The following is a 12,645-nucleotide window of genomic DNA, read 5'->3' on the forward strand; positions in this document are numbered from 1 at the left end:
AACTCAGTAGTGAAACGATGCATCGCCGATGGTAGTGTGGGGTTTCCCCATGTGAGAGTAGGTCATCGTCAAGATTAAATTCCGAAACCCCATTTGCGAAAGCAGATGGGGTTTTGTTTTGGGCGCTGGGAAAAGGCTGAGGCGGTCATCTCAGGCACCTTCAGTGCTAAAGTCCATGCCTCGATATTGTTTTTCCCAAGGAAGCCGTTATGCCGGATGCGACGTCCCTCAGTGCTGGATTCATGGTAGTTCACGGCAACCGGCTGGACGAACTGCGCAGCCTGGTGGTGAGTTGGATGCGTCGTTACCCCCTGGCGCCCCTGGAAAACGAAATCGCCCTGGTACAAAGCAACGGTATTGCTCAGTGGCTCAAACTGGCCCTGGCTGAAGACCCGGAAGACGACGACATGGGCGGCTGCGGAATCGCCGCCGCCATCAATGTTCAGCTCCCTGGCAGCTTTATGTGGCAGCTCTATCGCATGGTCCTGGGACGTGACGAAATTCCTCCCAAGTCCCTGCTCGATAAAGCTCCGCTCACCTGGCGCCTGATGCGCCTGCTCCCTGAACTCATCGGTCAACCGCACTTCGAGCCATTGCAGCGCTTTCTGACTAACGACACAGACCTGCGTAAACGCTACCAGCTATCGGAACGCCTGGCCGATCTGTTCGACCAATATCAGGTCTACCGTGCCGACTGGCTGGAAGACTGGGCCGCCGGCCGCCACCAATTGCGCAATGGTCGAGGGGAATCCAAGCCGCTCAATCCTGCCAATTGCTGGCAAGCCGAGCTATGGCGCGCGCTGCTCTTGGATGTCGGTGAAGAGGGTATGGCCGAAAGCCGCGCCGGCGTTCACCAGCGTTTCATCGAACGTATCAATACCCTTGAAGAGGCGCCGAAGGGCTTGCCTTCGCGGGTGATTGTCTTCGGGATTTCTTCTTTGCCCGCTCAAGCACTCGAAGCATTGGCCGGCCTGGCCCGTTTCAGCCAAGTCTTGCTGTGCGTGCACAACCCTTGTCGGCACCATTGGTCCGACATCGTCGCCGACAAAGACCTACTGCGTAACGAATACAAACGCCAAGCGCGCAAAGCCGGCATGCCGGTCACCATCGACCCGCAGACCCTGCACCAGCACGCCCACCCGCTTCTCGCCGCCTGGGGCAAACAAGGCCGCGACTACATCAGCCTGTTGGACAGTTACGACGATCCCAACAGTTACCGCGCTGCCTTCCGTGATGGACGCATCGATCTGTTCAGCGACAGCGAACCCACCACGCTGCTCAACCAACTGCAGGACGATATCCTCGAACTGCGCCCACTCAGTGAGACTCGCGACCTGTGGCCCGCCGTCGACCTGGAGCGTGACGCCTCAATCCGCTTCCACATCGCTCACAGCGCCCAGCGCGAAGTAGAAATCCTCCACGACCAGTTGCTCCAACGTTTCAGCGCCGACTCCACGCTTCGCCCAAGGGACATCATCGTCATGGTCCCCGACGTTGACAGCTACGCGCCGCATATCCGTGCAGTATTCGGCCAGTTGGAAAGAAACGATCCACGTTTCATCCCCTTCACCCTGACCGACCAAGGCCAACGTGGCCGCGACCCTTTGCTGATCGCCGTCGAACACCTGTTAAAACTCCCCGACAGCCGCTTCCCCGTCAGCGAAGTTCTTGATCTGCTCGATGTCCCGGCCTTGCGCGAACGCTTTGCCATCAAGGAACGGGACCTACCTACCTTGCACCGCTGGATCGAAGGTGCTGGCATCCGTTGGGGTCTCAACGCCGAACAACGTGCTGGCCTCGGTTTGCCAAGCGAGTTGGAGCAGAACAGCTGGCGTTTCGGCCTTCGCCGTATGCTGCTGGGTTATGCCGTTGGCACCGGTGCTGCCTGCGAAGGCATCGAGCCTTACGACGAAATCGGTGGGCTCGATGCGGCCTTGATCGGCCCGCTAGTAGCGTTGCTCGACGCGCTCAGCGATGCCCATCAGGCCCTGTCACAACCAGCGGCTCCCCACGAATGGGGCGAACGTCTGCAACGCCTGATGCAACTGTTCTTTCTGCCCAGCAGTGAGCACGACGATTTCCTGTTGGGGCAGCTTGAGCAGCTCAGAGAAACCTGGCTGGAAAGCTGCGAGTCAGTTGGCCTGCAGGACGAGTTACCGCTCACCGTAGTCCGCGAAGCCTGGCTCGCCGGCCTGGATCAGGGTCGTCTATCCCAGCGTTTCCTCGCCGGTGCTGTCAATTTTTGCACCTTGATGCCGATGCGTGCGATACCGTTCAAGCTGGTTTGCCTGCTCGGTATGAACGACGGCGATTACCCACGCGCCCAACCCCCGCTGGATTTCGACCTGATGGGCAGCGACTACCGTCCCGGCGACCGTTCGCGCCGTGAAGATGACCGTTATCTGCTCCTCGAAGCCCTCCTGTCGGCCCGGGACCAGCTCTACATCAGTTGGGTCGGCCGCAGCATCCGCGATAACAGCGAGCGCCCGGCTTCCGTCCTGATCGGCCAACTGCGCGACCATATCGCCAGCGGCTGGCATAACGCACAAGCAGAACAACCACTGCTCGAAGCGATGACCCAGGAGCACCCACTCCAACCCTTCAGCGCCCGCTACTTCCACGCGGGCGATCCACTGTTCAGCTACGCCCGCGAATGGCAGTTACTCCATGAAGTGCAGGTCGCGACGCCTGAACAAGACGATCTGGCACAACACCATCAGGAAGAACCCCTGAGCCTCGGCCAGTTGCAAGATTTCCTACGCAACCCGGTCAAACACTTCTTCAGCCAGCGCCTGAAAGTATTCTTCGAGGCGGCCGAAGTACCCTTGGCCGATGAAGAACCGTTTGTCCTCGATGCGCTGCAACGCTACAGCCTCAGCGACAGCCTGTTGAATGCAGCGCTGTCCCAACCCGATCACCTCGACCTGGCCCTCAACGCCCAGGCCTTGCGTCTGCAGGGGAGTGGCCTGCTGCCCATGGTCGGGTTCGGCGAATGCTTGCGCAACGAACTGATCGAGCCCTTGCCCGGCCTGCTGCAACGCTACCAACAGTTGCTGGCCCTCTGGCCCACTCCGCACTCCGGCGCCGAACCGATCAGTTTTGAGCATCAAGGCATTGCGCTGGAAGGCTGGATCAGCGGCCTGCATCGACGCAGTGATGGCGGATTGCTGAGTGTCACCACCATCCCCAATAGCATCGGGTCGATCAAGACACGCAAGTGGCATCGTCTGATCCGTCCTTGGGTCAACCATGTGGTGGCGTGCGCCTGTGGCCTGCCGCTGAGCACCGGTTTGGTGGCCAGTGACGACACGTTGCTACTGGCGCCGCTGGATAAACCCGCCGCCCAGGAAATCCTCCGCAACCTGCTGCTGGCCTGGCACAGCGCAATGAGAAAACCGCTGCCGGTCGCCGTCAAAACCGCCTTCGCCTGGCTCAGCCAAACCGACCCGGCCAAAGCCCACGCCGCAGCGAGCAAAGCCTATGAAGGCGACGGCCTGACCACCGACGGCGAACGCCGCGAAACCCCCGCGCTCACCCGGCAATTCCCTGATTACGCTGCCTTGATTGCCAGCGAAGAATTCGAAGGCTGGTGCGAAACCCTGTATCGACCACTGATCAACGCCCCATGGCGATCACTCACTGGCGAGGAGGCCGGCGCATGAGCAGCAAACCCTTGGCCCTGGCCTTCCCGCTGCGCGGCAGCCAACTCATCGAAGCCAGCGCCGGCACCGGCAAGACCTTCACTATTTCCGCACTGTACCTGCGCCTGGTGCTAGGTCATGGTGGTGAGGAGTCCGGGTTCGGTCGCGAGTTGCTGCCACCGCAAATCCTCGTCGTCACCTTTACCGATGCCGCCACCAAAGAACTGCGCGAGCGTATCCGTATCCGCCTGGCCGAAGCCGCACGCTTCTTCCGCGATGAGATTGAACAACCTGATGCGTTGATCGCTGACCTGCGCGCGCAATACCTGCCCGAGCAATGGTCCGCCTGCGCCAACCGCCTGGACATCGCCGCTCAGTGGATGGACGAAGCGGCGGTTTCCACGATTCACAGTTGGTGCCAGCGCATGCTGCGCGAACACGCATTTGACAGTGGCAGCCTGTTCACCCAAACCCTGGAAACCGACCACAGCGACCTGCTTGGCGAAGTGCTGCGCGACTACTGGCGGCTGTTTTGTTACCCGATGCATGACGATGCGCTCAACTGGGTGCGTAACAATTGGGGCGGACCCGCAGCCTTGATGCCTCGGGTGCGCGCACTGTTTGGCAGCGAACGGCCTGCAAATGAAACCCGTGAGCCAGCGGAACTGATCAACGCCTGTCTGCAAGAGCGCCGAGAAGCCCTGATACAACTCAAGGCACCTTGGCAGCAATGGGCAGCAGAGCTGCGCGATATCTGCCTGCAAGCCGTGGCCGACAAAGCCGTCGACGGCCGCAAGATGCAAGCGCGTTACTTTGAGCCCTGGTTCGAAAAAATCGGTGCCTGGGCTGCGGATGAAACCCTTGAGCAACTGGACATCGGCACCGGCTTCACCCGCCTGACCCCCGACGGTATGGCCGAAGCCTGGAAGGGCGACCCGCCGCAGCACCCCGGCATCGAGGCCATGGCCGGCCTCAAAGCCGCTCTCGACGCCCTGCCAACCCCTGACGCCGCCGTGTTGCAACACGCCGCCGGCTGGGTGGGCAAACGCTTCGAAGAAGAAAAACGCCGTCGCGCCGAAATGGGTTTCGACGACATGCTGATCCGCCTCAACGCTGCCCTGCACGCAGAGGGCGGCGAGCGTCTGGCCAGCGTGATCCGCGAGCAATTCCCGGTGGCCCTGATCGACGAATTCCAGGACACCGACCCGGTGCAATACAGCATCTTCGACAGCATTTACCGCATCGAAGACAACCACCTCGACAGTGGCCTGTTCCTGATTGGCGACCCCAAGCAAGCGATCTATGCGTTCCGTGGCGCCGACATCTACACCTACCTGCGCGCCCGCCAGTCCACCACTGGGCGTCACCACACCCTGGGCACCAACTTTCGTTCCAGCCATGCGATGGTCGAGGCGGTGAACCACGTGTTCCAGCGCGCAGAAACGGGCCGGGGCGCGTTCCTGTTCCGCGAGCCGACAGGCGAAAACCCGGTGCCGTTCCACGCGGTGCTATCCCAAGGCCGTAAGGAAAAGCTGCAGGTCGATGGTCAAACATTGCCAGCGATGAACCTCTGGCACCTGCCCACCGACCAGCCTGTTTCCAATGCCGTGTACCGTCAGCAATTGGCCGCCGCGTGTGCCACGCGGATCGTCGAATTGCTCAACGGTGGCCAGCAGGGTACGGCCGGTTTCCTACAACCGGACGACAGCTTCCGCGGCGTACTGCCGTCAGACATTGCCATTCTGGTGCGCGACGGCAAGGAAGCCCAAGCCGTGCGGGCCGAGCTGGCCGACCGCGGTGTGCGCAGCGTGTACCTGTCCGACAAGGATTCAGTGTTCGCCGCCCAGGAGGCCCACGACCTGCTGGCGTGGCTCAAGGCCTGCGCCGAGCCGGACGTTGAGCGTCCACTGCGGGCCGCTCTGGCCTGTGTCACCCTGAACCTGTCACTGCCGGAACTGGAGCGTCTGAATCAGGACGAGCTGGCGTGGGAAGCCCGCGTGATGCAGTTCCGTGGCTACCGTATGATCTGGCGCACCCAAGGCGTGCTGCCGATGCTGCGCCGTCTGCTGCACGACTTCAAATTGCCACAAGCCCTGATCGCCCGCAGCGATGGCGAACGGGTGCTGACCAACCTGCTGCACCTCAGCGAACTGCTGCAACAGGCCGCGTCCGAGCTGGACGGCGAACAAGCGTTGATCCGCCACTTGGCCGAACAGCTCGCGTTATCGGGCCAGGCCGGCGAAGAGCAGATCCTGCGCCTGGAAAGCGATGAGCAACTGGTCAAGGTCGTGACCATCCACAAGTCCAAGGGCCTGGAGTACGACCTGGTATTCCTGCCGTTCATCTGCTCGGCCAAGCCAGTGGACGGCAGTCGCCTGCCGCTGCATTACCACGACGAACACGGCAAGTCCCATGTCAGCCTGCGCCCTACGCCTGAGTTGATCGCCCAGGCTGATGACGAGCGTCTGGCCGAAGATCTGCGTTTGTTCTACGTGGCCCTGACCCGCGCCAAACACGCCTGCTGGCTTGGCGTTGGCGACCTCAAGCGCGGCAACAGCAGCAGCTCGGTATTGCACCTGTCAGCGCTGGGCTACCTGCTCGGCGCGGGTGCTGCGTTGGGTGAGTCAGCCGGCCTGGCGCGCTGGCTGCTGGACCTGCAGGAAGGCTGCCCGGCCATCCACTATGCACACGTGCCCGAGGCCCAGGACAGCGTGTTCCACCCGCCGCGCAACCAAGCGACTTTGCTTGCACCGCTGCTGCCCAGACGCAAGGCTGCCGAAAACTGGTGGATCGCGTCCTACAGCGCCTTGCGCATTGGTGAAAGCATGAGTGTCGCCAGCCTCGAAGCGCCCGAAAGCCCACAAGCGCAAAAGCTGTTTGATGACGAACGCCTCGACCCTGACGCGCCGCGTGAAGTGGCGGCGTCCGGCGGCGATATTCACCGTTTCCCACGCGGTCCCAACCCAGGGACCTTCCTTCACGGCCTGCTGGAGTGGGCAGGTGAAGAGGGCTTCAATGTGACGCCGGACGCCATCGAAAACGCCGTCGGCGCGCGCTGCAATCGCCGCAACTGGGAAGGCTGGATCATCACCCTCAGCGATTGGCTCGGCCACTTGCTGCACACGCCGCTGCCGGTGGACAACGCTCACGTCACCCTGAGCAGCCTGCAGCAGTACCAGATTGAAATGGAGTTCTGGTTCGCCAGCCATAAAGTCGATGTGCTCGCCCTCGACAAACTGGTGTGCCAGTACACTCATAACGGCGTCTCGCGCGTGGCTGCCGAACCGGTGCTGCTCAACGGCATGTTCAAAGGCTTTATCGACCTGACCTTCGAACACGACGGCCGCTACTACGTGGCTGACTACAAATCCAACTGGCTCGGCCCTGACGATTTGGCCTACACGCAAGCGGCCATGGAACAGTCGATCCTTGAGCATCGATACGACCTGCAATACGTCCTTTACCTACTGGCCCTGCATCGCCAACTCAAGGCGCGTCTGCCGGACTACGATTACGACCGCCACGTCGGCGGCGCGCTGTATGTATTCCTGCGTGGCACCCAAGCCGTCAGCCGAGGCGCGTTTTTTACTCGGCCGCCGCGTGAGCTGATCGAAGGCCTGGACCTGTTGTTCCAGGGCAAGCCCATCCCGCCCAAGGTTGAGCCCGCCTGGGAACAAGGAGTGTTGTTATGAGCCTGTCGCCCTTACCGCTGGAGGCGCTGGAGCCTCTGGACCGCGCCGCTGACCTGCTCCAGTTGCTGGACCGTTGGGTTGATCGTGGCTGGCTGCGGGCGTTGGACAAAGCCTTTGTCGGCTTCCTGCACGAACTCGACCCACACGCCGACCCGTTGGTGTTGCTGGCGGCCGCCCTGACCAGCCACCAGCTGGGCCACGGCCATGTGTGTCTGGACCTGTTCGAAACCCTCAAGGCACCGGACTTTGCTTTGTCTCTGCCGCCCGAAGGCGACCTGCAAACCGGCGCCATGCTGCTACCGTCGCAGTTGCTCGACGGCCTCGATGGCGCCCACTGGTGCCATGCGCTGGCCGCCAGCTCTTTGGTCGCCCTGGCGTTGGATGGCAGCGAGTCGGCGCACAGTCGCCCCTTGGTGCTGTCGGGCAAACGCCTGTATCTGCGCCGTTACTGGACCTACGAACGGCGCATCGACACCGCTCTGCGCCTGCGCCTGGCGACCCAGGAAGCCGTCGCCGCCGACTTGCCCCAACGCTTGAACGGCCTGTTTGACCAGCCGGCGCCCGATGGCGTGATTGACTGGCAAAAACTTGCCTGCGCCCTGGCCACGCGCGGTGCTTTCAGCATCGTCACCGGCGGCCCCGGCACCGGCAAGACCACCACCGTGGTGCGCCTGCTCGCCCTGTTACAAGCACCCGCGGTGGAAACCGGCAGCCCGTTGCGTATCCGCTTGGCCGCGCCCACCGGCAAAGCTGCCGCGCGTTTGACCGAATCCATCAGCCAGCAAGTGCTGTCGCTGAAAGTGCCGGAAAACGTGAAGGAAAAGATCCCGACCCAGGTCACCACTGTTCACCGCTTGCTGGGCAGTCGCCCCGGCACCCGACACTTCCGCCATCACCTTGGCAACCCGTTGCCCCTGGATGTGCTGGTGGTGGACGAAGCCTCGATGATCGACCTGGAAATGATGGCCAACCTGCTGGACGCGTTACCGCCCCATGCGCGCCTGGTGCTGCTGGGCGACAAAGACCAACTCGCCTCGGTGGAGGCCGGCGCCGTACTCGGTGATTTGTGCCGCGACGCCGAAGCCGGCTGGTACAGCCCCCAGACTCGCCAATGGCTGCAAGCCGTCAGCGGTGAAGACCTCGACGCCAGCGGCCTGCAAGAAGACCTCGACGGCAGCCATCCCCTGGCGCAGCAAGTGGTAATGCTGCGTTACTCGCGGCGTTTCGGCGAAGGTAGCGGCATCGGCCAACTGGCGCGCTGGGTCAATCAGCAAAACGCCGAAGAGGCCCGCAAGCTGCTGGCCGCTCGCAGTCACGGCGACCTGTTCTGTGTCAGCCTCAAAGGTGAGCACGACCATGCCCTGGAACGCCTGGTGCTGGATGGGCAGGGCGACGGCGCTGAGGGTTATCGCTATTACCTCAACCTGTTGCACAGCGCGCGTCCCACCCTCGACACCCCACGTGACAACCTCGCCTGGACCCACTGGGCGCAACAACTGCTGCAGGCCTTCGATGCGTTCCAACTGCTCTGCGCCGTGCGCAAAGGCCCTTGGGGCGTGGAAGGACTGAACCTGCGCATCACCGCAGCCTTGCGCAAAGTGCGGCTGATCGAGGGTGACGAACAATGGTACGAAGGCCGCCCGGTGCTGATGACGCGCAACGATTACGGCCTGGGGCTGATGAACGGCGACATCGGCATCGCCCTGAAGCTGCCCGAAAGTGACGGCGGCGACCCGGTGTTGCGTGTCGCTTTCCCACGTAACGACGGGCAAGGCGGCGTGCGATTTGTACTACCCAGCCGTTTGAATGATGTGGAAACCGTGTACGCCATGACCGTGCACAAATCCCAAGGCTCGGAATTCACCCACACCGCGCTGATCCTGCCGGACGCCTTGAACCCGGTGCTGACCAAGGAACTGATCTACACCGGCATCACCCGCGCCAAGCGCTGGTTCAGCCTGATCGAACCCCGTGGCGGAGTGTTTGAAGAGGCCGTGCGACGCAAGGTCAAGCGCTTGAGTGGGCTGATGCTGGAGTTGGGTCAGGAGTCAGAAATTTCTGATGCTGTGCTATCGTTGCGGCATCACTCCGAAAACACCTGAGAGTATCGCTGCATGAACGTGGCCGTCTCGCCCACAGAGCGAAGTTTGAGCTGGAGACGCCTGCTGCTTGTGGCGGTTTTGTGGCTGCTGGCGCCCCGCGTGTTTGCTGAGGCCCCAGGCCCGGCTGTCCAACGCGCCCAGGCCGTCACCCAAGTGGTCCTCGGCATCCTCAGCTATGCCCGCTGGCCCGTGGAGCCTGCACAACTGCGCCTGTGCATCGTCGGCCCCACCCAATACACCGACGACCTGATCAAAGGCACCACTCAGGCCACCGGCCGTCCGGTGGTGGTGCGCCGCCTGTTGGCCGACCATCCCGACATCGTCAGCGCCTGCGACGCCGTGTACATCGGCAAACTCAGCACGGATGAACGCAGCCGCCTGTTTGCCTCGTTGATCGGTCACCCGGTGCTCAGCATCAGCGAAGGCGGCGACCAGTGCACCGTCGGCAGCCTGTTCTGCCTGCGGGTGGGCGATGAGCAAGTGTCGTTCGAGGTCAACCTCGACTCGGTGGCACGCAGCGGCGTGCGTATTCACCCCAGTGTGCTGCAACTGTCCCGTCGCCGGGCGCCGGCCTCATGACAGCCGTGATTGTGCGCCCAACCCTGCGCTCGGTCATTGGCCGAGGGCACCTGATCCTGGCGCTGGTGGCCGTGACCCTGGCCAGCGTGTCCCTGACCCTGCTTGGCGTGTTGGCGCTGCGGGTCTACGCCGAACACAACCTGCACCTGATCGCACGTTCCATCAATTACACCGTCGAAGCGGCGGTAGTGTTCAACGACCGCGCGGCGGCCACCGAGGCGCTTAGCCTGATTGCTTCTACGGAAGAAGTGGCCCAGGCCGATGTGTTCGATGCCAGCGGCAGGCTGCTGGCGCATTGGGAGCGCCCCGAAACCGGCATGCTTTCGCGGGTTGAACTGGCGCTGGCGCATACCCTGCTTGAACAGCCCATCAGCCAGCCGATCCTGCACCAGGGCCGTACCATCGGCAGCATCCACTTGACCGGCCACGGTGGCAGTTTGCTGCGCTTCCTGCTCAGCGGGCTGGCGGGCATCCTGATCTGTACCGTCCTCAGCGCCTGGGTTGCCCTGCACCTGGCGCGCCGGCTGCTGAAGGGCATCACCGGGCCGCTGCAAAGCCTCGCCGCCGTGGCCCACGCTGCGCGCAGCGAACGCGACTTCGACCGTCGCGTGCCACCGGCGCGCATCGCCGAACTCGACAGCCTGGGCAGCGACTTCAATGCCTTGCTCGGCGAGATGGAAGCCTGGCAAAGCCACCTGCAAAGCGAAAACGAAACCCTCGCCCACCAGGCCAACCACGACAGCCTCACCGGCCTGCCCAACCGGGCGTTCTTCGAAGGCCGGCTGATCCGCGCACTGCGTAGCGCTGCCAAGGTCAACGAACGGGTCGCCGTGTTGTTCCTCGACAGTGACCGCTTCAAAGACATCAACGACAACTTCGGCCATGCCGCCGGCGACGCCGTGCTGGTGGCCGTCGCCGACCGCGTGCGTGCACAACTGCGTGACGATGACCTGGTGGCGCGCCTGGGCGGTGATGAGTTCGCCATCCTGCTGGCGCCGCTGCACAAAGTGGAGGATGCCCAGCGCATCGCCGACAAGATCATCGCCAGCATGGACCTGCCGATTGCCGTGCCCGGCAATACTCACGTATTGACCTCCCTCAGCATCGGCATCGCCATTTATCCCGATCATGGTGTCACTCCCGGCACCTTGCTCAACGCCGCTGACGCGGCGATGTATCAGGCCAAACGGTTTTCTCAGGGCGGCCAGCAAACGGCAGAGTCGGAGCACTCTACCGTCAACACTCAACACAGGAGTTGATCCCTTGTTCTCGACCGCGCGCGTTTTATTCATCTCATTGCTGGTGGCTTTCCTTGCCCTCGGCGGTTGCCAGACCGCCCCACCCAAAGGCCTGACCCCGGCGCAGGTCGCGGTCCTTAAACAGCAAGGCTTCGAACTCACCGACGAAGGCTGGGCATTCGGCCTGTCGGGCAAAGTACTGTTCGGCAGCGACGTCGAAACCCTCAACCAGCCCAGCACTGACATCGTCCAGCGCATCGGCAAAGCCCTGCTGGGCGTGGGCATCGAACGCGTGCGCGTCGACGGCCACACCGATGCATCGGGCAAGGAAATCTACAACCAACAACTTTCCTTGCGCCGCGCCAAAAGCGTGGCCACGGTGCTGCAAGGCGTGGGCATGAAAGAAGAAAACATTCAACTGCGCGGGTTGGGCAGCGCCGAGCCCGTGGCGTCCAACACCACGGCGGCGGGGCGTACGGAGAATCGTCGGGTATCGATTGTGGTCATCGCGGACTGAGTCGCCTCACCCCTCTCAACTTGAAATGCAATCAAAGTGTGGGAGGGGGCTTGCCCCGCGCTGGGCTGCGCAGCAGCCCCAATAAGGTCACCACAGAGTGCCAGAATCAGTCGAGGTGAAAGTCCTGGGGCCGCTTAGCAGGCCCGCGCGGGGCAAGCTTTATTAGGCCGTCAGAGACCGATAAGTGCTTTGGCGACATGACCCGCGATACTAGGATTCTCATTAAGTCTGCGCGTGCTGTAACCGTACCAGTCCATACCAAAGGGTACGTAAATACGCACGCTGAATCCCATTCTCAACACCTTGTCACGTAAGGGTTCGCAAACGCCTAGCAGCATCTGGAACTCAAACTGGGTTCTGTCGATCCCGTTGTCGCGGGCCAGAGCAATAACGTGCTCGATCAGTGCGGCGTCATGCGTGGCCACACCGACGAAGCTGCCGGCTTTAAAACAGCGCATGACGTGATCCAAAAAATGCTTGTTGATAGCGGTACGGTCATTCCATGAGCCGCTCACAAGGTGCGATCGATCCTCCACATAGATACCCTTGCAGATGCGTAAGGTGCTTGTTTCGCGTGTGAGCACCTCAATATCCTGATAAGTACGCTTCAAGTAGGCCTGCAATGCCAGCCCAACATTGTCATGGCTTCTCCTCAACCGGGTGAACAGATCGATTTCCTTTTCCGTGCAGCTGACATCTTCCATGTCTATGCAAACAGAGTTTTTGTGGCCCTCTGCGGCTTCAAGAATGCGCTCTGCCAGGCGTTCGCATTGCTGCATGTCCAGGAGCAATCCGAGCGAGGAAGGCTTGATCGAAATGTTGGCTTTTAATCCATTGGCTTGAATCGCTTCAAGCAAATCAATGTAATCGGTCGCC

At 62.0% G+C, this 12,645-nt stretch carries 7 protein-coding genes; 6 read left to right on the forward strand and 1 reads right to left on the reverse strand.

Annotated elements, in window-relative coordinates:
- Positions 1–209 precede the first annotated feature (209 nt).
- From recC to EJD88_RS01740, 6 genes are read left to right on the forward strand one after another with little or no spacing between them, the layout of a single operon-like run.
- Positions 210–3,662, forward strand: a complete 3,453-nt coding sequence (gene recC / locus EJD88_RS01715; protein WP_158876426.1) for an exodeoxyribonuclease V subunit gamma — start codon at positions 210–212, stop codon at positions 3,660–3,662.
- Positions 3,659–7,333: an exodeoxyribonuclease V subunit beta gene (gene recB, locus EJD88_RS01720; RefSeq protein ID WP_158876428.1), complete on the forward strand. Its 3,675-nt coding sequence runs from the start codon at positions 3,659–3,661 to the stop codon at positions 7,331–7,333. The genes recC and recB overlap by 4 nt, the downstream gene beginning before the upstream one ends.
- On the forward strand, positions 7,330–9,435 hold the full coding sequence (gene recD / locus EJD88_RS01725; protein WP_158876430.1) for an exodeoxyribonuclease V subunit alpha: 2,106 nt from the start codon (positions 7,330–7,332) through the stop codon (positions 9,433–9,435). Before recB ends, recD begins: the two co-directional genes overlap by 4 nt.
- A gap of 12 nt (positions 9,436–9,447) precedes the next feature.
- Positions 9,448–10,014: a YfiR family protein gene (locus tag EJD88_RS01730; RefSeq protein WP_099587221.1), complete on the forward strand. Its 567-nt coding sequence runs from the start codon at positions 9,448–9,450 to the stop codon at positions 10,012–10,014.
- Positions 10,011–11,273, forward strand: coding sequence for a diguanylate cyclase domain-containing protein (locus tag EJD88_RS01735; protein WP_158876432.1), 1,263 nt, complete (start codon positions 10,011–10,013; stop codon positions 11,271–11,273). The genes EJD88_RS01730 and EJD88_RS01735 overlap by 4 nt, the downstream gene beginning before the upstream one ends.
- A gap of 4 nt (positions 11,274–11,277) precedes the next feature.
- The gene (locus tag EJD88_RS01740) at positions 11,278–11,769 is read left to right on the forward strand and encodes an OmpA family protein (protein WP_099587223.1); all 492 of its coding nucleotides are present in this window, start codon (positions 11,278–11,280) and stop codon (positions 11,767–11,769) included.
- Between the two features lie 170 nt (positions 11,770–11,939).
- On the opposite strand, the gene EJD88_RS01745 is transcribed toward EJD88_RS01740, so the two are convergent.
- The coding region (locus EJD88_RS01745) for a proline dehydrogenase family protein (RefSeq protein ID WP_158876434.1) at positions 11,940–12,645 on the reverse strand (706 nt) is incomplete at its 5' end.

The sequence above is a fragment of the Pseudomonas sp. PB105 genome (assembly GCF_009764655.1).
Classification (GTDB): domain Bacteria; phylum Pseudomonadota; class Gammaproteobacteria; order Pseudomonadales; family Pseudomonadaceae; genus Aquipseudomonas; species Aquipseudomonas cyclaminis.

Coding starts and splice junctions, on each gene's coding strand:
- recC (WP_158876426.1), top strand. CDS start 210: ATGCCGGATGCGACGTCCCTCAGTGCTGGATTCATGGTAGTTCACGGC.
- recB (WP_158876428.1), top strand. CDS start 3,659: ATGAGCAGCAAACCCTTGGCCCTGGCCTTCCCGCTGCGCGGCAGCCAA.
- recD (WP_158876430.1), top strand. CDS start 7,330: ATGAGCCTGTCGCCCTTACCGCTGGAGGCGCTGGAGCCTCTGGACCGC.
- EJD88_RS01730 (WP_099587221.1), top strand. CDS start 9,448: ATGAACGTGGCCGTCTCGCCCACAGAGCGAAGTTTGAGCTGGAGACGC.
- EJD88_RS01735 (WP_158876432.1), top strand. CDS start 10,011: ATGACAGCCGTGATTGTGCGCCCAACCCTGCGCTCGGTCATTGGCCGA.